Genomic DNA, 23,986 nt, shown 5'->3' on the forward strand with positions numbered 1-23,986 from the left:
AATTATTTGCGATGAGAATTGCTACCTGATATCTACACCTTATGAAGCATACCATAATTCTGGCTGGAGAACGTAATGCGTATAACAGTAAGTGATATATCAACCAGAGAATCACAGCAGACGGTACAGATACAAGCTATCAGAAGTTGGGATACCATACCGTACCTTTCAATGTTGGATGGACTTTATCAGGACGATATCTTTCATGAGCAAGTGTCTAATTTACCAGAAGAATATATTAAGCTGGATGAGATGGCCAAAGATGAAGAAAAGAACAGATTAAATATTTACGACTTCTTCTTTGAGCCAACACATGAAATTATATATGAAGATATTAAGTCAACATTGGATTTTTATTATTCAAATAGCGCAACCTTCCGTAGGCTGGTTAATTATAAAGTAGAGCGCAGTATCAATGACGATATAGATACCAATAAATGCGAGGTAAAGATATCTCTAAATTACAGTTACGAAAATATTGATGGGGGGCGAGGATATTTATCGCTTCCATTTGATAAGAACGGCTATCCAATTCCCCCTGACTTTCACAACTGTGTGAATGGAATCACATCAGAAAAATTGTTTTTAGATCTATTTCTAAAACATATTTTGCACGATCATTTAAATGCAAACGGTGAAGTTACAAACGTTTACGCCAATGTTATTTATAAAGAGATTGATCCTGCTGCAATTGCACATACATCGTCGTGTTTTTCTCAGGTAACGATGAGTGGTGAACATGCGCTATTTAATGTAGATAGCGTAACTGTTCCACCTAAAAGTACTGAGCAAATTATATCTGAGGGAAAGGAAATTCAAAGGCAAATTTTCTTATCTTCCCATAGCAGCAATCATCTTCAGCCAGTAACCATTCATAAAATGGACAGGAGTATTAAAAACATTGCAGTAACTGGTTTGTTATTATCATCAAGATTAGCAGTAACATCTGGTGATTATAGGATAAAAAATGGTAATTCAGAAGGTGAGAATAATTTTTTACCCGTTAAAGAATTACAGAGATATGAAAGGGCTCTCCCGGAGGATCATCCTGCCCCAACTACGGAGCCTAACCTGGCAGGTAAGGTGTTAGATGGCCTATTTGAACACTTTACATCTATGGCGGGAGGACGCCTTATCTCAATACTCAAACTACTGGTAAAAGAACAAGAGGCAAATAGTTATAAAAGAGGCTATCATGAATTACTTGCGTTTTCTCAAACTGGGCAGTGGACGCATGATGGAAGAGCTATTGCCGCTGAATATATGTTCAAAGGTCTTTTAGTTCATTTAAGTGATCGTCTCATTGTTCTCGGTGAGGGAAGTTTCATTTCTGTTCTATCTTTTGTAAGAGAAAATATTCAACATCAATATAAAATATATGAGCTAATGGCGCGTGATATGCTGGTTCATCCTATGCATTTCAGTACTGAGCCTGAACCACTCATGATAGACAGGCCTTTATGGACAAGGGAAAGCCACTATGCGAAAGTCCTGTATGAAAAGTTTCCTGCTATTTCTGGTTCAAGCTTTGACGTTTTCTATGGTAAGGATGCTATTATTACAGCATTAGAAATAGTATCTTTCAATAGACAAGAAAGAGGAAAGAGCGCTTTTAATAAAAAAAGGATGAATCATCTTTTTAAGCTGATTCAATTAGTGATACACCATTTATCCAGCAATGGTGGTGATAGAGTATTGCTTAGCCCTGAAGGCATAAAAAATAATTTTATTATTATGCGTAATATTATTTTTTGGTGTGCAAATATAACGGGGCCAATTAATGATGAAAAAATAGACACAATAGCAAGAAAAATTGTGGTTAATAATAAATTTACCAAAGGTGTTAAATCAACACTTCCCAAAAGTAACGATCCTTTAATATTGTTAATGAAAGCTGCGATCAATAAACAGCTAGACTGGGCGGAGAAATATTATCGAGCAGAGACTCATATGAAGGAACATATGCAGGAGTGTGATATCTTAGGACTAATGGATATCAACAAAATGGTGCAAGAGGTCGTTGTTGGGCTTATTCACGAGATCAGTGATATTGCGCAAAGCAGTTGGCTGACATTAGAAGAACAACATGAGAGACAGGCTCAGGCTCTCGAATCGTTCAAGGAGAAGCTTTCCTCCATGAATGGCGGGCAAGAATTCGTTTATGCATTTAATAAGATTATTCAGGAGGGGTTGGGAGGATTAATTGAGCTGAGCTTTGATCTTGATGATACTATACATCATCGCACAACCTCCTCATTAAGTCCGGCTGCAAGGGCAGGACTTCACCTCTTAGGAACGGTCTGGAATATTGTAATGGGTCTTGTCCCTGGTTTTAACGCTCTGGCTGGTACCAGCAGTATTCTTAACCGGGCTGTTGTGGAAAACTCTGCGGATGTGTGCGGTTACGTACAGGATATTATACGTATCGGTATGGAGGCTGTTCCTGTTGCCGGAGCGAAGTTCACAGAAAGAGCGGCAAATGCAAAGTATACGGGCCTCCGATTTGTTGAAAATAAAATACAAAGAGGTGTAGTACGAGCGCCGATTCAAAAGGGGAGTAATTATAAAACTATAGAGTCAATAGAAAATACAGATTTTATTTATCAAAAAAGTAATCAGAAAGTTCTTGAGTTAGGTCCAGCGGGAAACGATGGGCTCTATCGCGCTACCGGTTTTGATAAACAAACGTATGGTTATTACAAACCGTCAGGAGAAGGCTTTTACAGAAAGCAAGCCTCATATCCACCGCTGTCATCGGAAGCGCCTAATACGATAAAATATGGCGACAGAGAGCTCGTTTTAACTAAAGAACCCGGTTCAGAAACGTATCAGGCAACCTATTCGGATAGCGGAAAAAATTCAGCCATGACATTTTACCGATCTTCTGATGGAAGATTTTATCAAGCGTCAGGGCTGAAAGGTGGGGGGCTTATTCGCCATATTGATAAGCCTTATTCAGAGTTAAGAGAAGGAGACGCGGGTTATGATGAAGAACTGCTGGATATAACGGATGATTCCCCCTTACTGGAAGATATACTGGCCTCCCTGTCAGAAGATTTATACCCTACATCAGAAGAAAATGTACAAAGTATTTATAAGAAATACCGGAGTGGGGATGTAGCAGCAGGGGAGACCGAAGTTGTATTATGCCGAGGTACAATAGGTCCGCAGGCTGAAAATATTGTTAGTTTTAAAACAGCAGGCGGTATTGAGGGGGGCGATGTAGAGGTATTGCCTGTCTCTGCTGAAATAGCCAAAGAGCAGGTTAGAAGTGGAAGAATCGTACCTGAATATACCACGGAACTTAGTGTTGCAGACAGGTTCAGCAGGGAGCATTTTCTTATTATCGTTAAGGTAAAAGTCAGATATCTTACACGAGGTAGTGTCAGCGAAAGCGGCTGGGTTATGCCAAAAAACACACCAGTGGACCCTGTTGGTATAATTGACAGGACATATGGTAAAGCAGAAAATACGGGGCAGGCAAACGCTTCTAAGTAATCATAAATCCTGAACAAGTTTATTGTTTTTATCTCTTGTGTATGAAAGATTGCTTTTATACTTTAAATAATTCGACTTGCAGGAAGGCGGCAAGCGAGCGGATCCCCAGGAGCTTACTCAAGTAAGTGACTGGGGTAAGGGAACGCAGCCGCAGCACATGCAACCTGAAGTATGTTATGGCGAGATACGCAACGGGTCAAAAGCGTCTTTATTCTGTCATCCGTATTAATTAAGATGTCACCACGACCCGAAAAATATCGGAACGAAGAGATGTATGACTAAAGAAGCTGTAATCTTTCTATTTATCGCCATCGTGGTAGAAGTTATCGCCACGATCTCATTAAAATTATCGGATAGTTTTACGCGTCTGGTACCGAGCCTCGTTACCATCATCGGATATTGTATCGCGTTCTGGTGCCTTACCATCCCAATGCGAACCATCCCTGCTGGTATCATTTATGCCATTTGGTCTGGGGTAGGGATTGTTCTTATTGGATTGATAGGATGGTTGTTTCTTGGCCAAAAACTGGATGTGCCGGCTATTATTGGCATGTTGCTTATCATCTGCGGCGTAATCGTAATCAATCTGTTTTCAAAAAGCGTCAGTCACTAGGCGATGATGATGGTTGATTTGAGCCCGCACTCTCTTATGCGGGCTCGGGTATTTAGCGCACCACCAGTACGGAGCATTCCGCATGACGCACAACGGCTGCGGCGTTGGAACCCAACAGATAGGTAGTAATATCCGGACGATGCGAGGCGATAATCACCATATCGGCCGGTAATTTTTTTGCCATTTCCAGAATCTTATCTTTAGGAGAGCCTTCTGCAACGTGCGCCTGCACGCGGTCCGCGGGAAGGTTGAATTTCTTGATAATCGCTTCCAGTTGAGATTTGGCTTCGGCTTTCAAATCGTCCATTGCGGGGAGCTCTGCTGAATAAGCCAGTCCCAGTGAAGCGTAATAGGGCAAAGACGGGATTACAGTCAAAAAGTGCACTTTAGCGTCGTCAATCTTTGCTTCGGCTTCAACATGTGAAATCACGCGTTGAGTTAATTCTGAATCTGAAATATCGATGGGTACAAGAATCGTTCTGTTCATAAAACCTCCTGTTTAAGTATCCACTGAAATTCTACTCCCTAAAGGCACTTTATGTACAATGACATACGTCACATTTTAGGTGCTGCTCCACGATACTCTGCGGGGACTACCAACAGGGGAGGACGGCGTAATATTAAGCGCATTCCCCGTAAATAATCAGCGAGTTGACGTTAAAACGTTATTTCTGCCTTGTCAGGAAAGACCTAAAAAGAGATGTTACCGTTTAATTCAATAATTAATGAAATAATTCGCAGTGAAATAGATATAATTTATACGAATGCTTTTGGGAGTATTATACGAAATAAAAATTATACAATATCATTCGGTTACGATATTCTACGCCTGTTATATGCCTTTATTGTCACATATTCATTTTGTCGCTGGGCCATTGCGTTAACCTTTGCTTTCCAGCGTATAAATTGACAAGCCCGAACGGATGTTCGGGCTTTTTTTGTTTCCAGGCTAATCCTTAGAATATTTTTTAATCTGCGCCGGATTTTTCCGCTTTTCCTGCCAGCAAGGCAAGAAAGTCATAGCGTTTTTGCAAATCCAATGCGGCATCTCGCCATAATTGTTCAGCTACTTCAGGCTGTTGCGCATTCAGGCGACGGAAACGCTGTTCATTAAGCAACGTTTCCGCCAGGGCATCAGACGGTGGCCGAGAGTCCAGCGCCAGCGGCGGCTTGCCTTCATCCGCACGGCGGGGATCAAAGCGGTATAACGGCCAGAAACCGGTCGCCGTTAACTGGCGCATCTGGTCATGGCTTAGCGCCAGATCGTAACCATGTTCCTCACAGGGGCTATAGGCAATGATCAGCGACGGTCCTGGCCAGGCTTCGGCCTCCTGGATGGCTTTCACCGTCTGGTTTAACTGCGCGCCCAGCGAAATTTGCGCGACATAAACATGACCATACATCATCATGCTGACGCCAAGATCTTTACGGGCTTTACGCTTGCCATGTTCGCCAAACTTAGTGACGGCGCCAAGCGGCGTCGCCTTCGACGCCTGGCCGCCAGTATTGGAATAACACTGCGTATCCAGAACCAGAATATTGACATTCTCCGTCAGGCTTAACACATGGTCTAAACCGCCAAAGCCGATGTCGTATGCCCAACCATCGCCGCCAATCAGCCAGATTGATTTTTCTACCAGCGCATCAGCATCCTTTAACAGTTCCTCTGCGCCCGCAACCGATTTCAGATGTTGGCGTAATGCGGCGACCTGTTCACGCCGAACGTCAGGCGTTGCTTCGGCATGCAGCGCATCGTTTAATTCCGCCGGAATGCGATCGGCGAATTGCGCCAGTAAACGCATGACGCGCGCCCGGTGCTGATCCACGCTCAGACGGAAACCGAGACCAAATTCCGCGTTATCTTCAAATAACGAATTCGCCCATGCCGGGCCGCGTCCGTTGGCATCGGTGGTATAAGGCGTTGAGGGTAAGTTACCGCCGTAAATAGAGGAACACCCCGTGGCGTTAGCGATTAACATTCTGTCGCCATATAACTGAGTCAGCAGTTTAATATACGGCGTTTCACCGCAGCCGGAACAGGCGCCGGAATATTCAAACAGCGGCGTAATGAGCTGCGACGTGCGGATATCAATTCGTTCCAGTTTGCTGCGATCGATTTCCGGTAAGTCGAGGAAGAAGTCATAATTCACTTTCTCTTCTTCCACATGCTCAAGGCGCGACATCATGTTAATCGCCTTGATCTGTGGATTTTGCCGATCTTTAGCCGGGCAGACCTCTACGCATAAATTACAGCCAGTACAGTCTTCCGGCGCGACCTGCAGCACATATTTCTGGCCGCGCATATCGCGGGACTTCACGTCCAGCGAATGCAGACTGGCTGGCGCGTTCTCCATCGCCTGCGGGGAAACGACTTTCGCACGAATTGCCGAGTGAGGGCAGGCGGCGACGCAGTGATTACATTGTGTACACAGTTCCTCTTTCCAGACAGGAATCTCTTCGGCGATATTGCGTTTTTCCCAGCGGGTGGTGCCCATCGGCCATGTTCCGTCCGGCGGCAGGGCGGAAACAGGCAGTGCGTCGCCGAGGCCCGCCAACATGGCGGCGGTAACGGTTTTCACGAAATCCGGCGCGGCGTCGGAGACGACCGGCGGGCGATGCGCGCTGTGCGGATTAACCGCCTGCAACGGCACTTCCGCCAGCGATTCCTGCGCCAGAGCCAATGCCTGCCAGTTACGCTCAACCAGATCCTGACCTTTGCTGCTATAGCTTTTGGCAATCGCGCCCTGTAGCTCAACCAGGGCGCTATCGCCCGGAAGAATATGCGTCAGGTGGAAGAAAGCCATTTGCATGACGGTATTGATGCGGGCGCCAAGTCCACATTCGCGGGCGATTTTCGCCGCGTTAACCACGTAAAAACGCGCCTTTTTCTGATTCAACACCGCCTGAACTTCTTGCGGCAGACGCGACCAGACCTCGTCGGCGCTGTACGGCGTATTAAGCAGAAAGATACCGCCGGGCTTCAGACGCTCCGCCATCTGATATTTATCGATAAACTGTAATTGATGGCAGCCGACAAAATCCGCCTGAGCAATTAAGTAAGCGGAACGAATGGGTTTTTCGCTGACGCGCAGGTGCGATACCGTGAGCCCGCCAGCTTTTTTAGAGTCATAAACGAAATAACCTTGCGCATACCACGGCGTAGAATTACCGATAATTTTAATATTATTTTTCGTGGCGGATACGCTGCCGTCGCTTCCCAGACCGTAAAATAACGCTTCAAGTTTAGCGCTGCCGGGCAGGGTATTTTCCGGTAATGGCAGCGAGAGATTAGTGACGTCATCATAAATGCCCACCGTAAACCGTGGTTTGGGTTTCGCGCGGCTGAGTTCATTAAAGACCGCCAGTACGCACGCCGGGCCGAACTCTTTGGATGATAGCCCATAACGGCCGCCAATGGTGCGCGGCAACGTTTCGCGCTCGCCATTATTAAAGGCCTCCGCCAGTGCGGTCATCACGTCCAGATAAAGCGGCTCGGCCTGCGCGCCAGGCTCTTTGGTGCGATCGAGTACGGCGATAGCGCGAACGGTTTCCGGTAATGCCTGTAACAAATGTTTGGCGGAGAAGGGGCGGAACAGACGGACTTTCAGAACGCCGACCTTTTCTCCGCGTATCAGTAGCTCGTCCACGACCTCTTCGCAAGTGCCGAGGGCGGAGCCCATCATAATGATGACCCGTTCAGCCTGGGGATGGCCATAATATTCAAATGGCTGGTACTGACGGCCTGTAGCATCGCCAAATGCCTTCATCGCCTCTTCAACATGATCATAAACGGCGTTGTACCACGGGTTGGTCGCTTCGCGAGACTGGAAGTAGGTATCCGGATTCGCTGAAGTTCCACGAATCACCGGATGTTCCGGATTCAGCGCGCGGGCGCGGTGAGCGTCGATCTCCGCCTGCGGCATCAGGTTCAGAATGGTTTCATCCGTTAGCGGTATAATTTTATTGATTTCATGCGATGTACGGAAGCCATCAAAAAAATGAATAAACGGAACGCGGCTTTTCAGCGTAGCCCTGTGCGCGATCAGCGCAAAATCCTGCGCTTCCTGAACGCTGGCGGCGCATAACATCGCGCAGCCTGTCTGGCGAACCGCCATCACATCGGAATGGTCGCCAAAAATAGAAAGCGCGTGTGTGGCGACGGTGCGCGCGGCAACGTGCAGTACAAACGGCGTGAGCTGCCCCGCCAGTTTATACAGCGTTGGAATCATCAGCAGCAGCCCCTGCGATGATGTAAATGACGTGGAAAGCGAACCGGTTTGTAACGCACCGTGAACGGCGGCGATCGCGCCGCCTTCCGACTGCATCTCTACCACACGCGGCGTATCGCCCCAGACATTTTTAAGCCCATTACCGGCCCAGGCATCCGCTTGTTCAGCCATTGTTGAACTGGGCGTAATCGGGTAAATGGCGATAACCTCGCTGGTACGGAACGCCACCGACGCTACCGCGCCATTACCGTCAATTGTTTGCATATGACACCCTTACATTGCGCAAAAAAGAGGGACACGCATAATCGTGAGCGCATCCTGTAGTTATCCTTTTATTTTAGCAAAGCCCTTCAAGCCCCATTTTCGCTTTTGTGTCCCTGGCGGGAGGAGAATGGCGATTTCTTGCCGAAAAGACGTAAAAAATTGCCAATAAATGTTAATGAAGCGCATAAATGCGCGCTTTGCCTCTCGACGCGTCAGTTTCTGCTGCCTATTATTTAGGGCGGTGTCGTTTGGATGAATAAACAGAGGGGAGAGAAATGCGCGCAGCGTTTTGGGTGGGATGTGCCGCGTTATTATTGTCGGCTTGCAGTAGCGAGCCTGTTCAGCAGGCAACTGCGGCGCATGTTTCGCCAGGGATGAAAGCGGCGATGTCCAGCGCCGGCGAAGCGAATTGCGCTATGATTGGCGGTTCGCTTTCAGCGGCCCGGCAGCTTGATGGTTCAGTAATTGGTATGTGCGCGCTACCCAACGGCAAACGTTGTAGCGAACAGTCGCTTGCCGCCGGAAATTGCGGGAGTTATTAAGCGCGGCGTTTCGCCTGACGCGTATAACTTTTCACTTAATGGCTTAGTGCGCTAAATCCGCCAGTTTATACATTAGCGTTGTTTCTGCCGTCGCCAGCGTTAATTGGTTCGCAGTTAAATCGACCTGCGCGCCTTTGCTGAAGAGCTCGCTGAGGGTGCCGTCCAGCGCATTAAGCTGCGGATCGGCGCACATCATGCGGGTCATCGCTAAATTTTTCACTTTTAATTCGCCGTCCGACAGTTTTCCTTCGCCGGTGAATTGATTGCACATTTTGCCGGATACCGTCATGTCCTCGCCAAAGCTGAGCTCCGGGCCGGTGACCGTTTTACCGTTTACGCTTTCCAGAACAAAGCGGTGGTGCTCCAGTTGCTCGCGTTTGACGGACACTTTTCCACTGCTCACACACCCCGTCATTATGATGCTCAGGGCGACCAGCGTGACGATTTTCTTCATTGATATTCTCTGTAATCTGATAGTTAACACTGACTATAGTAATGATATGACCGGATAGATCTTCAGGGGTTATCCGAAAATGCTCCCCTGAGCGCAGGGGAGCGACAGGATTAGAACAGCGCGTTCGGGCAGGCTTCGCCCTTCTCAAGCTGGCTTAAGTTTTGTAACGTGGTTTCAGAGATGCTGATCAGCGCTTCTGCGGTCAGGAATGCCTGGTGCCCCGTAAACAGTACGTTATGGCAGGCCGACAGACGGCGGAAAACATCATCCTGGATAACATCGTTTGACTTATCTTCAAAGAACAGGTCGCGTTCGTTTTCATACACATCCATCCCCAGCGAGCCGATTTTCTGATTCTTCAGAGCTTCGATAGCCGCCTGGGAATCAATCAGCGCGCCACGACTGGTATTAATGACCATAACGCCATTTTTCATTTGATCGAATGCTGCATGGTTCAGCAAATGGTAGTTTTCCGGCGTGAGCGGGCAGTGCAGGGAAATGACATCCGATTCGGCAAACAACGTTTGCAGATCCACATACTCGACGCCGAGGTCAAGCGCGGCGGTGCTGGGATAGGGATCAAACGCCAGTAAACGCATTCCAAAGCCTTTCAGGATACGCAGCGCGGCGACGCCGATTTTACCGGTACCAATGACGCCAGCGGTTTTTCCGTGCATGGTAAAGCCGGTCAGTCCCTCAAGGGAAAAGTTAGCGTCACGGGTGCGTTGATAAGCGCGGTGAATACGGCGGTTCAATGTCATCATCATGCCAATCGCATGTTCAGCGACGGCTTCCGGAGAATAAGCCGGTACGCGCACCACCTGCAAACCGAGCTCTTTAGCGGCATCCAGGTCGACATTATTAAATCCGGCGCAACGCAGCGCGATGTATTTCACGCCGTGTTTTTTCAGCTCTTCCAGTACCGGTCGGCTCCCGTCGTCATTCACGAAGATACAAACTGCTTCACATCCGTTGGCGGTTTTCGCCGTTTTCTCGGTTAGCAGAAAATCAAAAAACTCCAGTTCAAAACCGAACGCTTCGTTCACTTGCTGTAGATATTTCTTGTCATACTGTTTGGTACTATAGACGGCGAGTTTCATATGACCTTCTCCAGTGATGTTAGAATCACACAAATATGCTTAAAATTATCTTACAAAAAATCAAAAATAATTGATAGTCATACATATAATGAATAATTTTAGGTTATCATTCTCCACAACGCCTCAAATAGCCGGAGGGCGCCCCTGCAACACGCAAAACGCATCACCCGCTTGCAACATGAACTATTAGGCTATGTACGGGCAATCATGCCAAAATAAAGAGATAGCCGACTGAATTTTTCGTTAAATCAGGAAATTAATGGCCCATGAAGGGTAAATATAAAGCCGCCCTTGCGCTACTGTTACTGCTGATTCTTGTCCCTCTGACGCTACTGATGACCCTCGGGCTGTGGGTTCCCACTCTGGCGGGAATTTGGCTACCCGTCGGTACCCGTATCGCTCTGGAACAAAGTCCACGCCTGACACGTCATGGGTTAGTGATTCCCGATCTTCGCTATCTGGTCAATGATTGTTCGTTAGCGCATATTACCCAGGCGGAACTGACGCATCCCAGCCGTTGGTTGCTGAATATTAAAAGCCTCAAACTGGATGCCGCGTGCCTGGCGAAACTGCCCGCTACGGAAGCTTCTCCCGCCGCGCCGCGTACGCTGGCGCAGTGGCAGTCAATGCTGCCCAATACCTGGATTAACATCGATAATGTCATTCTCGCGCCCTGGCCGGAATGGCAGGGCAAGCTGGCGATCTCCATGACGCCGGTCATTCAGCAGATACGTTATCAGGGCGAAAAAGTAAAATTTCAAGGGCAGCTACGCGGTCAGGCATTGACGGTGAGCCAACTGGAGATCGCCGCGCTGGCCAACCAGCCTCCCGTTAGCCTGGCGGGGGAGTTTATGTTGCCGCTGGTACCGGATGGCCTGCCGGTCAGCGGTCATGCGGCAGCGACCTTGCGTCTGCCGCAGGAGCCGTCGCTGGTGGATGCGGAACTGGAGTGGCGTGATAACGCCGGACAGCTCATCGTGATGGCGCGAGGTAATCCTGACCCGATTCTCGATCTCCCCTGGGCGGTAACGCGTCAGCGGCTTACCATCAGCGATGGCCGCTGGAACTGGCCATATCAGGGATTCCCCTTGAGCGGACGTCTGGCTTTTAATATCGATAACTGGCAAGCCGGGCCGGATAATGCGCGAGTCAGCGGACGCCTGAATATTCTGACCCAGGGCGATGCCGGTAAAGCGAACGCTGTACTGACTATCGGCCCGGGAAAACTCAGCATGGATAGCAGTGAGATGCCTCTACAGCTTACCGGCGAGGCTAAACAGAAGGATTTAATCTTTTATGCCGTATTGCCCGCTATGTTCCGCGGCAGTCTGGCCGATCCGCAGCTCACCTTTGCACCTGGCGCATTGCTACGCTCGCGCGGACGGGTGATTGATGCGTTAGATATTGATGAAATTCGTTGGCCGCTGGCGGGCGTTAAGGTGACGCCGCGCGGCGTTGATGGCCGATTACAGGCTATTTTACGGGCGCACGAAAATGAGATGGGCGATTTCGTTCTTCATCTTGATGGCCTGGCGAATGATTTTCTCCCTGATGCTGGTCGCTGGCGGTGGCGCTATTGGGGGCAAGGAAGCTTTACGCCAATGCGCGCCCGCTGGGATATTGCCGGACAGGGCGAATGGCATGATAACACCATCAGGTTGACCAGTTTGTCCACCGGTTTTGATCAGTTGCACTATGGCGCAATGACCGTCACATCGCCAAGACTGGCGCTGAATAAACCTATTGTCTGGGTTCGCGACGCCACAACGCCGTCGCTACAGGGCGCGCTGTCTCTGGAGGCGGGAAAAACCGTATTTACCAGCGGGAGCGTGCTGCCGCCTTCTACCATTAATTTTAGCGTTGAAGGGCGCGAGCCAACCCTGTTCCAGTTTAAAGGCGACCTTCGGGCGGGGGCGATAGGGCCGGTACGGCTGAATGGGCGCTGGGATGGCGAACGCCTTCGCGGACAGGCCTGGTGGCCGAAGCAGTCGCTTATCGTTTTCCAGCCGTTGCTTCCACCAGACTGGAAAATGACGCTGCGCGAAGGCTCACTGTATGCGCAGGTGGCTTTTTCCGCCGCACAGGGGCAGGGATTTGAAGCAGGTGGACACGGCGTGTTAAAAGGCGGCAGCGCCTGGATGCCGGATAACAAAATCAACGGCGTCGATTTCATTCTGCCATTTCGCTTCCACAACGGCGCGTGGCAATTGGGGACGCGCGGGCCCGTCTCGCTGCGTATCGCCGGGATAGTTAACCAGGTCACGGCGAAAAATATCACAGCTGATTTACAGGGCGGTTATCCCTGGAGCGAGTCGAATCCATTACTGCTAAGCGATGTCAGCGTAGACGTGCTGGGCGGTCAAATCATTATGAAACAGTTGCGAATGCCGCAGCACGACCCGGCGCTTTTGCGGGTGCAAAATATTTCATCCAGCGAATTGATTAGCGCCATAAATCCAAAGCAATTCGCCATGTCTGGTCCGGTCAGCGGCGCGCTGCCGCTGTGGCTGAACAATGAAAAATGGATAATCAAAGATGGCTGGCTTACGAATCCCGGGCCAATGACGTTGCGTATCGATAAAGATACTGCGGATGCGGTGGTGAAGGATAATGTTACGGCAGGCTCGGCGATTAACTGGCTACGTTATATGGAGATTACGCATTCGTGGACGAAAATTAACGTTGATAACCTGGGCGTACTAACGATGCAGGCGGCCATTACCGGTAAAAGCCGGGTAGATGGTAAAACCGCGATCGTTAACTTGAACTATACCCATGAAGAAAATGTGTTTACGCTGTGGCGCAGTTTGCGTTTTGGCGACAATTTACAGGCATGGCTTGAACAAAATACAGCGTTGCCGCAACCTCCTTGCCGGAAAGACAAGGACTGTGAGGATAAATAATGAAAATGAGTATTGCCATGCTGTCAGCGCTTGCGTCATTTATCGTGGTGGGCTGCACGCCACGTATTGAAGTCGCCGCGCCGGAACAGCCGATTACCATCAACATGAATGTAAAGATCGAGCATGAAATACATATCAAAGTCGATAAAGATGTTGAAGAACTCCTGAAATCACGCAGCGATCTATTCTGAGGCCATAATGAAAAAGTATTTAATGCTATGGGTGCTGACGCTGAGCTTGCTCACACCTTCTGTGTGGGCCTTAACCCTGGACGAAGCGCGCACGCAGGGCCGGGTCGGGGAAACGCTGAATGGCTATCTGGTGGCCTTAAAGAATGATGCCGAAACCCAGAAACTGGTGCTTGATATTAATCATGCCCGCCGCGCCAGTTATCAGCAGTTAGCGGATAGCAATCATCTTCCCGTGGACGAGGTGGCGAAGATGGCAGGGCAAAAACTGGTTGAGCGCGCCAGGCCGGGAGAATATGTCCAGGGAATTAATGGCAAATGGATGCGTAAATAACCGCTTCCCGACAATTTTTTTACCGCAAAATGCATTTTTATATGGGTAATTTCTGAATACGAAGGTCGTATTTACATTAGGCGAACCGGAAGGCTATTTCTATACTGTTGGCTGGTATCACTATTCGCGAGAGTAACCAGGTATGACGTCTGAAAAATTATCTGCTGCCTGCCATTGTGGCAGCGTCGTGTTTACCGTTCAACTTAGCGATGGCTTTCATACCGCCAGGCGCTGCAACTGTTCGTTTTGCCGGATGCGCGGAGCGGTGGCAGTGTCTGCGCCGCTATCGGGTATTAAAGTGCTAAAAGGGCAGGATAAGCTTACCGAATATCGCTTCAATACGGGCAAGGCGGTGCATTTTTTCTGTTCGGTATGCGGGATATATACTTTTCATCAGCGCCGATCCAATCCCGATCAATATGGGGTCAATGTGGCGTGCATCGAAAATGTGTCGCCTTTTGATTTCGCCTGCGTTGAAGTCAATGATGGGGTAACGCATCCCAGCGATGGCGGCAGTTGCGGCGTGGTAGGATATTTGCGCTACGAACCTAAGAAGTCACCTCCCGTCGAAACGGGAGGCAAAAATATTTAAGCGGCCACGACGCTGTCAATCGCGGCTTTTGCGTCGGCCTGGGCTTTAGCCGCCACTTCCGGCCCGTAGGCGATGCCTTCGGCAAAGACAAAATTCACGTCGGTAATACCGATAAAACCAAGGAACACTTTCAGGTAAGGTGCAATCAAATCCGTCGGGGTGTCTTTATGGATACCGCCGCGGCTGGAGAGAACCACCGCGCGTTTACCGGTTACCAGACCTTCCGGGCCTTTTTCGGTATAGCGGAAAGTGATACCGGCGCGGGCAATCAGATCAAAGTAGTTTTTCAGCTGCGTCGGGATATTGAAATTGTACATCGGCGCCGCAATAACGATGACGTCGTGGGCTTTCAGTTCAGCAATGAGTTCATCAGACAGCGCCAGAGCGTCCTGCTGACGTGGCGTTAAAGGCGCATCGCCCGGACGCATCGCGCCCACCAGCTCGCCATCCAGCACCGGAACAGGGTTGGCCGCCAGATCGCGGACAGTAATTTCATCTGCGACGTGTTTTTCGCGCCATTGTTCAATAAAATAGTCAGTCAACTGACCAGACTGAGAGTACCCTGCCAGAATACTGGATTTAAGAACTAATACCTTGCTCATGGGTGTTTCCTTTTATGTGTTTGAAGGGGCGAGCCCCGTTGCTTGTTGACACTTTATTCACAAATATGTCGCAGGGATAGCGCAATATATCGAACCCTTTGTTCGAAATTATTGAACAACACAAAAAAAGCCCCAATGTGGTACTCTATACCTATCATTTAAAACGATTTTAAACAGGCAGAATGCTGCCCAAGAGCTTTATGACTGAACAATCTATGTTGACGCTTCAGGTGTTACAGCAGCGGCTGGATGCACTGATGCTGCGCGACAAACAGCGCTTTTCGCGCCGCCTGCATGGCGTAAAGAAAGTAAAAAATCCTGATGCGCAACAGGCCATTTTCCAGACGATGGCGAAAGAAATTGAACAGGCTGCGACGCAGGTCGCTCTCCGCGAAGCGGCGCGCCCCTCAATCACTTATCCGCAAAATCTGCCTGTTAGCCAGAAGAAACAGGACATTCTGGAAGCGGTCCGCGATCATCAGGTGGTGATCGTGGCAGGGGAAACCGGTTCCGGTAAAACCACCCAGTTGCCGAAAATTTGTATGGAACTGGGACGCGGAATTAAAGGACTTATTGGACATACTCAACCGCGTCGTCTGGCGGCGCGCACCGTCGCTAACCGCATTGCCGAAGAGTTGCAAACGGAGCCTGGCGGCTGCATCGGCTATAAAGTTCGTTTCAGCGATCATGTCAGTAGCAACACCATGGTCAAACTGATGACGGACGGTATCCTGCTGGCGGAAATCCAGCAGGACAGGCTATTGATGCAGTATGACACCATCATTATTGATGAAGCGCATGAACGCAGCCTGAATATTGACTTCTTGCTCGGCTATCTGAAAGAGCTTCTGCCGCGTCGCCCCGATCTGAAAGTGATTATTACCTCTGCGACCATCGACCCGGAACGCTTCTCGTGCCACTTTAATAACGCGCCGATTATCGAAGTCTCTGGCCGAACGTATCCCGTAGAAGTTCGTTATCGCCCCATCGTGGAAGAGGCTGACGACACTGAACGCGATCAGCTACAGGCAATTTTCGACGCTGTTGATGAACTGGGGCGTGAAAGTCCCGGCGATATCCTGATTTTTATGAGCGGAGAGCGGGAAATCCGCGATACCGCCGACGCCCTGAACAAGCTGAACTTACGGCATACCGAAGTGTTGCCGCTGTATGCACGCTTGTCGAACAGCGAACAGAACCGCGTTTTCCAGTCGCACAGCGGACGCCGTATCGTGCTGGCGACTAACGTGGCGGAAACGTCGCTGACGGTGCCGGGTATCAAGTATGTGATCGATCCTGGCACTGCGCGCATCAGCCGCTACAGCTACCGCACTAAAGTGCAGCGCCTGCCGATTGAACCGATCTCACAGGCTTCCGCCAACCAGCGTAAAGGGCGTTGCGGGCGCGTATCGGAAGGGATCTGCATTCGTCTGTATTCGGAAGATGACTTTTTGTCACGTCCGGAATTTACCGACCCGGAAATTCTACGTACCAACCTGGCGTCGGTTATTTTGCAGATGACCGCCCTGGGGCTGGGTGACATCGCTGCCTTCCCGTTTGTCGAAGCGCCGGATAAGCGCAATATTCAGGATGGCGTGCGTTTGTTGGAAGAGCTGGGGGCGATTACCGCCGACGAACAGCAAACGGCATATAAGCTGACGCCGCTGGGCCGACAATTATCCCAGTTGCCGGTCGACCCGCGCCTGGCGCGTATGGTTCTGGAAGCGCAAAAGCATGGCTGTGTGCGCGAAGCGATGATCATTACTTCCGCACTCTCTATTCAGGATCCGCGCGAGCGCCCAGTGGACAAGCAGCAGGCTTCCGATGAGAAACACCGGCGCTTCCATGATAAGGAATCCGATTTTCTGGCGTTTGTTAACCTGTGGAATTACCTCGGCGAGCAACAAAAGGCCCTGTCGTCGAATCAATTCCGCCGTCTGTGTCGCACCGACTATCTGAACTATTTACGCGTGCGTGAGTGGCAGGATATCTATACCCAACTGCGTCAGGTGGTAAAAGAGCTGGGGATTCCGGTAAACAGCGAACCCGCAGAGTACCGGGAAATTCACGTTGCGTTGTTAACGGGGTTGTTGTCGCATATCGGGATGAAAGATGCCGATAAACAAGAGTACACCGGCGCGCGTAACGCCCGATTCTCTATTTTCCCCGGTTCCGGTTTATTCAAAAAACCGCCGAAATGGACAATGGTCGCAGAACTGGTGGAGACCAGCCGCCTGTGGGGGCGCATCGCTGCCCGCATTGAGCCAGAATGGGTGGAACCGGTAGCCCAGCACCTGATTAAACGTTCATATAGCGAACCGCACTGGGAGCGGGCGCAAGGCGCGGTGATGGCGACGGAAAAGGTTACTGTCTACGGTCTGCCGATTGTCGCCGCGCGCAAGGTGAATTACAGCCAGATTGACCCGGCGTTGTGTCGCGAGTTGTTCATCCGCCATGCGCTGGTGGAGGGGGACTGGCAAACCCGTCACGCCTTCTTCCGTGAGAATCTAAAATTGCGTGCGGAAGTCGAGGAACTTGAGCACAAATCTCGCCGCCGCGATATCCTGGTGGATGACGATACCCTGTTTGAGTTTTATGACCAGCGTATTAGCCATGACGTTATTTCCGCCCGCCACTTTGATAGTTGGTGGAAAAAAATAAGCCGCGAGACGCCGGATCTGCTCAACTTTGAAAAAAGTATGCTGATTAAAGAAGGCGCGGAAAAAATCAGCAAACTGGATTACCCGAACTTCTGGCACCAGGGCAATCTCAAGCTGCGTTTGAGCTATCAGTTTGAACCGGGCGCGGATGCTGACGGCGTGACCGTCCATATTCCGTTGCCGCTACTTAACCAGGTTGACGAGAGCGGTTTTGAATGGCAGATCCCGGGGCTGCGCCGTGAATTAGTGATTGCGCTGATTAAATCGTTGCCAAAACCGGTACGTCGCAACTTTGTTCCGGCGCCAAACTATGCTGAAGCTTTTTTAGGTCGCGTAACGCCGCTGGAGCTGCCGCTGCTGGACGCTCTGGAGCGTGAACTGCGCCGGATGACCGGCGTCACGGTCGACCGGGAGGACTGGCATTGGGATCAGGTGCCCGAGCATCTGAAAATCACGTTTCGCGTGGTGAATGACAAAAACAAGAAACTGCAGGAAGGGCGTTCGCTCGCCGAGCTTAAAAATGCGCTGAAAGGCAAAGTGCAGGAGACGCTCTCGGCGGTGGCGGATGACGGCATCGAGCAGAGCGGGCTGCATATCTGGAGTTTCGGCGAGCTGCCGGAAAGCTACGAACAGAAACGCGGTAATTATAAAGTGAAGGCGTGGCCGGCGTTAGTGGATGAGCGTGACAGCGTCGCTATCAAATTGTTTGATAATCCGCTGGAACAACAACAGGCGATGTGGTGCGGTTTACGCCGTCTGCTGTTGCTCAATATTCCTTCACCGATTAAGTATCTGCATGAGAAATTGCCGAATAAAGCCAAGCTGGGGCTGTACTTTAACCCGTACGGCAAAGTACTGGAGTTGATTGATGACTGTATTGCCTGCGGGGTAGATAAACTGATAGATGCCAACGGCGGGCCGGTGTGGAGCGAAGCAGGTTTCACCGCGCTGCACGAAAAGGTACGCGCCGAGCTGAATGATACTGTGGTGGATATCGCGAAGCAGGTTGAGCGGATCCTGACGACCGTATTCAATATCAATAAGCGTCTGAAAGGGCGGGTGGATATGAGCATGGCGTTGGGGCTTTCCGATATCAAGGCGCAGATGAGCGGTCTGGTATACCGTGGTTTTGTGACTGGCAACGGCTTTAAACGTCTCGGCGATACGCTGCGTTATCTGCAGGCAATTGAAAAGCGGCTGGAGAAACTGGCTGTCGATCCGCACCGCGATCGGGCGCAAATGCTGAAAGTCGAAAGCGTCCAGCAGGCGTGGCAACAATGGATAAATAAACTGCCTCCAGCGCGTCGCGAAGATGATGATGTTAAAGAGATCCGTTGGATGATTGAAGAACTGCGTGTCAGTTATTTCGCCCAACAGCTCGGTACGCCTTATCCTATTTCCGATAAGCGTATTTTACAGGCCATGGATCAGATTACGGCCTAAAAAGCCAGGCGACGATGTCTTTCAAAGAGATCCGGTACAAGTTCGGAACAAAAAGGAGGAATTATGAATACAACGCCATTTCCGGCGCTCTCTGCGGAAACATTGCTGGCGGTGAATACCGTCGGGCAGTGGCTGGCGCAAAATGATTTTTCCGGCGAACAACCTTATTCGTCGGATTGCGTCGTCCTGGCGGGCAATGCGGTGATCCCCACTATCGACGCGGCCTGTCGCATCGCCAAAGCGCAAGGCGTTCCTTTACTGATTAGCGGCGGTATAGGTCATTCAACGCCGTTTTTGTACGCCGTGATTGCCCGGCATCCGCGCTACCATACTATTCGCACAACCGGACGCGCTGAAGCCGCGATCCTCGCGGATATCGCGAACCAGTTCTGGCATATTCCGGCTGAGAAAATTTGGCTGGAAGATCGGTCGACTAATTGCGGCGAAAATGCCCGTTTCTCCTGCGCACTGATCCGTCAGGCGAAAGAAAACATTAACACGGCTATCGTTGTGCAAGACCCCACCATGCAGCGGCGCACTATCGCGGCGTTTCGGCGCGTGACAAACGACGACACCGATGCGCCGCGCTGGCTGAGTTTTCCTGGTTTTGTTCCGGTACTGCGCCACCTTAACGGAGGTACACGTTTTGCCAACGTTGAAGAGGGCATCTGGACGGTGGAGCGTTATCTGTCTCTGATTGCCGGCGAGCTGCCACGTTTGCGTGACGATGAAACAGGGTATGGACCGCGTGGTAAAGATTTTATCATTCACGTTGATATCCCACGCGATATTGAAAAGGCATGGCAGGTATTGCAGGCAGATACGACGCTGCGCAGTGCGTTAGAACAGAGAGCTTTACGCTAAAAATCGCCCGTTTGCGAGGGTGAACGGGCAAGTGCGACCACCATTTCATAAATTTGATGAATTATTTATAAAAGCTGGTTATGTTGTCGCTTTACGGTTTTCATTCAGGACGCGCTATGGGCAATAAGTATTCCGGCCTGCAAATTGGTATTCACTGGTTAGTCTTTTTTCTGGTTATTGTGGCTTACGCCGCGATGGAGCTACGCGGTTTTGCGCCGCGTAGTTATCGGCCCTGGTTTAATATGACGCATGTTTCATGTGGCATCACTATTTTGCTTTTAATGGTGGCGCGCTTGATTATTCGGCTGAAATATCCCACGCCGCCCATTGTTCCTCGTCCAAAACCGATGATGACCGGAATGGCGCATTTGGGACATCTGGTGATTTACCTGTTATTTATCGCGCTGCCTGTTATTGGTCTGGTCATGATGTATAACCGCGGCAATCCCTGGGTCGCATTTGGCATTACTATGCCGCATGCCGCCGAAGCTAACTTTGAACGTGTAGATATGCTGAAATCCTGGCACGTCACGCTGGCGAATCTGGGCTATTTTGTTATTGGACTTCATGCCATCGCTGCTTTGATGCATCACTATTTCTGGAAAGACAATACGCTGTTACGGATGATGCCGCGTAAGCGTAACTGACCGTCCTGTATGACGTTTGCTACAGGCGGGGTTAACTGCTTCAGGCAAACAAGGCATCTATCAGAGGGGATGGCGTATTCCATACAGAAAACGCCTGCGTCTAACCAGGACCCGTGACGCAGGCGAAGGAGGACGGGTCTACATCGGAAGCGGGTATTATACTTATTTGTATGACAAATAAAATAAGCAATTGCTATTCCGTAATCCAATGTTTAATCAACGGGTTAAACCCACATGATCGCGCTGCCGACCGCTCGGAACTGCCTGTACTTACGATGAGCGTGGCGTAGTGGCGGAAAATAGCGCAACGGCGCCATGTTGCTCCAAAGTCACCTTAGCGAAATGTTCGTCCAACACGCTGCGTAACGTATCGGCTGAATCATTGGTATTACTGAATATTCCTTTCTTGTTATAAACAGCCATTAATTTCTTACCAAAAGCATTGTGAGGAACCTCTTTGCCCAGAATCGTGGCGCCAAAAAGTGTGCCGCCGGGTTTAAGCGCCATACCGGCATTTTTAATTGCCTTCGCTTTTGTTGTCATCTCACCGGGTAAGCAGTGCAGAAGATAGTACATCGAAACGGAATCGAAGCGCCCGTGCCAGTCCGCCGGGAACGTGTCGAAAACATCGTGTTGTAGTGTGGCGCGGATTTTCGTATTACCCACTCGGCTGGCGGCTATTTTCAGGCTATCCGGATTTAAATCCATCAGCGAAATGGCATGAGTCGCAGGTGCATGTTTCAGGTAATAACCTGTACCTACGCCAATATCCAGGTGAGTCTCGCCCATGTGATGCAGGAAGAAAGGAAGTAGTCGCGTATCAGTAGGACACTTCCAGGCATATTTGTTTGAGATATTGAGTACCCACCAGTCATATAAGCTAAGCGTGAATGGGTTATAGACTTTTGCGCCTGATTGTTGTGTATGCTTCATTGTTCTCTCACTAAATAATTTCGCGCTGGAATTAAAACAACGAAGCAATCGTTAGGCAAGCATTAATCAGGTGAGTGAGTAATTTAATGCGACGAATAAAGGCGATATTATGAATTAAGCGGTTATCTTAAAGAAGATAGAGGATAATAATAGCTGATAAATGAATTGGACAGTCATATTGTTATAAGTTGATAATTAATAATCGTTAATATAAATATATTAAGCCTTATGATAATAGCAATGCAATTAAATGCATGAGGAACAATATTTATTCATACACATAAAGCGATTATTGCACATTAATTGATATTTTAAATGTTACGCTGAGATAGCCATCTTTATTTAATATCACCTACCTGGAGGCGATATGATTGAGGTTTTTGAAGCGTTTGGCTGGACCTTACTTTTAGGCGGTCTGGCAGTGGCAGTACTGTTTATCACTGCACTGGATAGAAAACGGTAATCATTGCATTTGACGCGCCTGTTGAGTTGGTATTACAAATAATTGTACCTGAAATCTACCACTTCTGAATTTTGCGATATTTTGCCATTCTGACGGCAAGGGGTAATCCTGACTAAAGTTACCGCCGCTTACCAACCAGACACGATGGTAACTTTTTGAAAGCGTTGTCAGAGTATCAATATATGTCTGATCGGCTTGCGCATAAAACAGTGAACCAAAGCCATAGGCATTCGGTCTGCCTGATGTTCCGTGTGCGTTAGGCGGTGTATAAAGAAACGTACGATAATCTCGCTTATTATAATACACATAACTTAAATAATCGAACATTTTACTGACTACCACGGCATCATTAGGCTGGTGACGGGTATTAATATAGTTTACCAGTGGTTTAAACTCGTCTATGTGCTCAGGGTTATTATGATAGAAACCATAGCCGAATAATAAGGTGAATAAGATAAAACAGAAGCCACAAACCGCTTTTTTTGCGCGGGTAAGTAATACCGCGAGCAGGGGGGGAATGCTCAGCGATGAGAAGAAAAAATAACGATCGATAAATAACGGCATCCACCAGGAAATGATAAAGACCAGTATTACAGGGATGACCAGATTACAAAATAATATCAGCTGATATCTTTCATATTCTCCGTTGCATAAAGATATTCGCCCCACAGTACCGATAAAACCTCCCACAGCCAGCCACAGAATGAACGACGGAAAACCCTGTCCGTTGTTTCCGGTAAAAAAATGCCAGTACATCGCAGGCAGGTCACGCCATGTTACGGGGGGAATCCAACCGATATCATTACCGGCTCTCAACTGCGCCAGATGAGTCAGTAAATTAAACAATACGGGCAACCAGGGGAGATAAGCGACAGCAATCGCCAGGTTAGCAAACCACCAGCCAGGAAGTTTAAGGTAGCAGGCCGTTTTATGGCTTTGGCAGGATAATATTGTTACTGCGATCCAGTGGGCAATAAGTGTAAATAGGGTGAAATAATGGGTGTAAAAGCTGAACGTCATAAGTAAAGCATACGCGACAAGATAGCGATTATGGGTGGGTGTTTTTATCCACATCATCAATGCTAACGCGGCAGCGAGCGTTAGCATTCCCATTAACGCGTACATGCGCGTTTCTTGACTGTAATGAACTGCCATCGGCATCAGGGCGGCGAACCATCCCGCCAATAAGGCTGTACGCTCATTTGCCAGCCATCGCGTAAGCGCGATAACCAGCACAACTGTCAGGATCCCAAAGAGTAGACTGAGAGAGCGTACCGCTGCAATGCTATCACCCCATAATATCATCCAGTCATGCAGTAACAGATAATAAAGCGGGGGATGCACGTCAAAAGCGGCACGGAAGAGCAGATTATCTACGCTATGTCGACTAATCAGCACGCTGGACGCTTCGTCACACCAAAGGTAGCGGTCAGTTAAAAACAGCGACCGTATAAGGACGGAGAATATAACAATGAGACAAACATGATATTTATACTTTATTTTTCTTAACCCATCGCCGGGCTGCCATATGGATAGTTGTGGTAGCGCCATAATATCCTCAATGGAGTAAGACTTAGACCAGAATGGACACCTACAGCAATAATGAAGGTTAAAATCTTAACCAACACTAAATAAAAATAACTTTGATAATGTCAGC

General features: G+C 49.2%; 18 protein-coding genes. 10 read left to right on the forward strand and 8 right to left on the reverse strand.

From position 1 onward, the window contains the following. The first annotated feature begins 75 nt into the window (after nt 1-75). Together K8W53_RS11135 and K8W53_RS11140 are read left to right on the forward strand one after the other, a co-directional pair. Entirely contained in the window at nt 76-3,498 is a 3,423-nt protein-coding gene (locus tag K8W53_RS11135; protein WP_052939386.1) for a DUF4765 family protein, read from the forward strand. A 274-nt stretch (nt 3,499-3,772) separates the two neighbouring features. Then, nucleotides 3,773-4,111: an SMR family transporter gene (locus K8W53_RS11140; protein WP_000159242.1), complete on the forward strand. Its 339-nt coding sequence runs from the start codon at nt 3,773-3,775 to the stop codon at nt 4,109-4,111. Nucleotides 4,112-4,163: 52 nt separating this feature from the next. On the opposite strand, the gene uspF is transcribed toward K8W53_RS11140, so the two are convergent. The 3 genes from uspF to K8W53_RS11155 all read right to left on the reverse strand — a co-directional run bounded on the left by uspF (nt 4,164) and on the right by K8W53_RS11155 (nt 8,976). Continuing rightward, on the reverse strand, nt 4,164-4,598 hold the full coding sequence (gene uspF / locus K8W53_RS11145) for a universal stress protein UspF (protein WP_001082296.1): 435 nt from the start codon (nt 4,596-4,598) through the stop codon (nt 4,164-4,166). Nucleotides 4,599-5,079: 481 nt separating this feature from the next. Then, a complete protein-coding gene (gene nifJ, locus K8W53_RS11150) occupies nt 5,080-8,604 on the reverse strand; it encodes a pyruvate:ferredoxin (flavodoxin) oxidoreductase (RefSeq protein ID WP_020898798.1) in 3,525 nt (1,174 codons plus the stop codon). Between the two features lie 60 nt (nt 8,605-8,664). Continuing rightward, nucleotides 8,665-8,976: a hypothetical protein gene (locus K8W53_RS11155; RefSeq protein ID WP_031606601.1), complete on the reverse strand. Its 312-nt coding sequence runs from the start codon at nt 8,974-8,976 to the stop codon at nt 8,665-8,667. Between K8W53_RS11155 and K8W53_RS11160 the strand changes: the two genes are divergently transcribed. Then, the gene (locus K8W53_RS11160) at nt 8,880-9,146 is read left to right on the forward strand and encodes a DUF333 domain-containing protein (RefSeq protein WP_001200679.1); all 267 of its coding nucleotides are present in this window, start codon (nt 8,880-8,882) and stop codon (nt 9,144-9,146) included. The two genes, K8W53_RS11155 and K8W53_RS11160, sit on opposite strands and share 97 nt — an antisense overlap. Nucleotides 9,147-9,189: 43 nt before the next feature. On the opposite strand, the gene hslJ is transcribed toward K8W53_RS11160, so the two are convergent. Next, entirely contained in the window at nt 9,190-9,600 is a 411-nt protein-coding gene (gene hslJ, locus K8W53_RS11165; protein ID WP_000725242.1) for a heat shock protein HslJ, read from the reverse strand. A gap of 110 nt (nt 9,601-9,710) precedes the next feature. Further along, nucleotides 9,711-10,700, reverse strand: coding sequence for a D-lactate dehydrogenase (ldhA, locus tag K8W53_RS11170; protein ID WP_000762206.1), 990 nt, complete (start codon nt 10,698-10,700; stop codon nt 9,711-9,713). Nucleotides 10,701-10,966: 266 nt separating this feature from the next. Here ldhA and K8W53_RS11175 point away from each other — a divergent pair, with 266 nt between their 5' ends. The 4 genes from K8W53_RS11175 (at nt 10,967) to K8W53_RS11190 (ending at nt 14,717) form a co-directional block, all read left to right on the forward strand. Next, complete coding sequence (locus K8W53_RS11175; protein ID WP_023224037.1) at nt 10,967-13,603, forward strand: YdbH family protein; 2,637 nt, start codon at nt 10,967-10,969, stop codon at nt 13,601-13,603. Next, nucleotides 13,603-13,794, forward strand: coding sequence for a YnbE family lipoprotein (locus tag K8W53_RS11180; RefSeq protein WP_000784063.1), 192 nt, complete (start codon nt 13,603-13,605; stop codon nt 13,792-13,794). The genes K8W53_RS11175 and K8W53_RS11180 overlap by 1 nt, the downstream gene beginning before the upstream one ends. 7 nt (nt 13,795-13,801) lie before the next feature. Continuing rightward, the gene (locus K8W53_RS11185; RefSeq protein ID WP_000760414.1) at nt 13,802-14,125 is read left to right on the forward strand and encodes a YdbL family protein; all 324 of its coding nucleotides are present in this window, start codon (nt 13,802-13,804) and stop codon (nt 14,123-14,125) included. Between the two features lie 142 nt (nt 14,126-14,267). After that, nucleotides 14,268-14,717: a GFA family protein gene (locus K8W53_RS11190; protein ID WP_023224036.1), complete on the forward strand. Its 450-nt coding sequence runs from the start codon at nt 14,268-14,270 to the stop codon at nt 14,715-14,717. Here the strand turns inward: K8W53_RS11190 and azoR are convergent. Further along, nucleotides 14,714-15,319 carry an FMN-dependent NADH-azoreductase gene (azoR, locus tag K8W53_RS11195; RefSeq protein ID WP_000048924.1) on the reverse strand — a complete coding sequence of 202 codons (606 nt, stop codon included), beginning with the start codon at nt 15,317-15,319 and terminating at the stop codon, nt 14,714-14,716. The genes K8W53_RS11190 and azoR overlap by 4 nt on opposite strands. 200 nt (nt 15,320-15,519) lie before the next feature. Between azoR and hrpA the strand changes: the two genes are divergently transcribed. From hrpA to cybB, 3 genes are all read left to right on the forward strand, one after another. After that, the gene (gene hrpA, locus K8W53_RS11200; RefSeq protein ID WP_052938208.1) at nt 15,520-19,422 is read left to right on the forward strand and encodes an ATP-dependent RNA helicase HrpA; all 3,903 of its coding nucleotides are present in this window, start codon (nt 15,520-15,522) and stop codon (nt 19,420-19,422) included. A gap of 63 nt (nt 19,423-19,485) precedes the next feature. Further along, entirely contained in the window at nt 19,486-20,286 is an 801-nt protein-coding gene (locus tag K8W53_RS11205) for a YdcF family protein (protein ID WP_001098505.1), read from the forward strand. A 116-nt stretch (nt 20,287-20,402) separates the two neighbouring features. After that, the gene (cybB, locus tag K8W53_RS11210) at nt 20,403-20,933 is read left to right on the forward strand and encodes a cytochrome b561 (RefSeq protein WP_000527278.1); all 531 of its coding nucleotides are present in this window, start codon (nt 20,403-20,405) and stop codon (nt 20,931-20,933) included. A 270-nt stretch (nt 20,934-21,203) separates the two neighbouring features. Here cybB and K8W53_RS11215 read toward each other — a convergent pair whose 3' ends face one another. Continuing rightward, nucleotides 21,204-21,866 carry a class I SAM-dependent methyltransferase gene (locus tag K8W53_RS11215; RefSeq protein ID WP_001520112.1) on the reverse strand — a complete coding sequence of 221 codons (663 nt, stop codon included), beginning with the start codon at nt 21,864-21,866 and terminating at the stop codon, nt 21,204-21,206. Between the two features lie 463 nt (nt 21,867-22,329). Beyond that, the gene (locus tag K8W53_RS11220; RefSeq protein WP_052939385.1) at nt 22,330-23,880 is read right to left on the reverse strand and encodes a glycosyltransferase family 39 protein; all 1,551 of its coding nucleotides are present in this window, start codon (nt 23,878-23,880) and stop codon (nt 22,330-22,332) included. Between the last annotated feature and the right edge of the window lie 106 nt (nt 23,881-23,986).

The sequence above is a fragment of the Salmonella sp. A29-2 genome, from assembly GCF_020150755.1.
In the GTDB taxonomy this organism is placed as follows: Bacteria; Pseudomonadota; Gammaproteobacteria; order Enterobacterales; family Enterobacteriaceae; genus Salmonella; species Salmonella enterica.

Bases quoted from the DNA above. Each gene is read 5' to 3' on its own strand.
- K8W53_RS11135 (WP_052939386.1), top strand. From the start codon at position 76: ATGCGTATAACAGTAAGTGATATATCAACCAGAGAATCACAGCAGACG.
- K8W53_RS11140 (WP_000159242.1), top strand. From the start codon at position 3,773: ATGACTAAAGAAGCTGTAATCTTTCTATTTATCGCCATCGTGGTAGAA.
- uspF (WP_001082296.1), bottom strand. From the start codon at position 4,598: ATGAACAGAACGATTCTTGTACCCATCGATATTTCAGATTCAGAATTA.
- nifJ (WP_020898798.1), bottom strand. From the start codon at position 8,604: ATGCAAACAATTGACGGTAATGGCGCGGTAGCGTCGGTGGCGTTCCGT.
- K8W53_RS11160 (WP_001200679.1), top strand. From the start codon at position 8,880: ATGCGCGCAGCGTTTTGGGTGGGATGTGCCGCGTTATTATTGTCGGCT.
- hslJ (WP_000725242.1), bottom strand. From the start codon at position 9,600: ATGAAGAAAATCGTCACGCTGGTCGCCCTGAGCATCATAATGACGGGG.
- ldhA (WP_000762206.1), bottom strand. From the start codon at position 10,700: ATGAAACTCGCCGTCTATAGTACCAAACAGTATGACAAGAAATATCTA.
- K8W53_RS11175 (WP_023224037.1), top strand. From the start codon at position 10,967: ATGAAGGGTAAATATAAAGCCGCCCTTGCGCTACTGTTACTGCTGATT.
- K8W53_RS11180 (WP_000784063.1), top strand. From the start codon at position 13,603: ATGAAAATGAGTATTGCCATGCTGTCAGCGCTTGCGTCATTTATCGTG.
- K8W53_RS11185 (WP_000760414.1), top strand. From the start codon at position 13,802: ATGAAAAAGTATTTAATGCTATGGGTGCTGACGCTGAGCTTGCTCACA.
- K8W53_RS11190 (WP_023224036.1), top strand. From the start codon at position 14,268: ATGACGTCTGAAAAATTATCTGCTGCCTGCCATTGTGGCAGCGTCGTG.
- azoR (WP_000048924.1), bottom strand. From the start codon at position 15,319: ATGAGCAAGGTATTAGTTCTTAAATCCAGTATTCTGGCAGGGTACTCT.
- hrpA (WP_052938208.1), top strand. From the start codon at position 15,520: ATGACTGAACAATCTATGTTGACGCTTCAGGTGTTACAGCAGCGGCTG.
- K8W53_RS11205 (WP_001098505.1), top strand. From the start codon at position 19,486: ATGAATACAACGCCATTTCCGGCGCTCTCTGCGGAAACATTGCTGGCG.
- cybB (WP_000527278.1), top strand. From the start codon at position 20,403: ATGGGCAATAAGTATTCCGGCCTGCAAATTGGTATTCACTGGTTAGTC.
- K8W53_RS11215 (WP_001520112.1), bottom strand. From the start codon at position 21,866: ATGAAGCATACACAACAATCAGGCGCAAAAGTCTATAACCCATTCACG.
- K8W53_RS11220 (WP_052939385.1), bottom strand. From the start codon at position 23,880: ATGGCGCTACCACAACTATCCATATGGCAGCCCGGCGATGGGTTAAGA.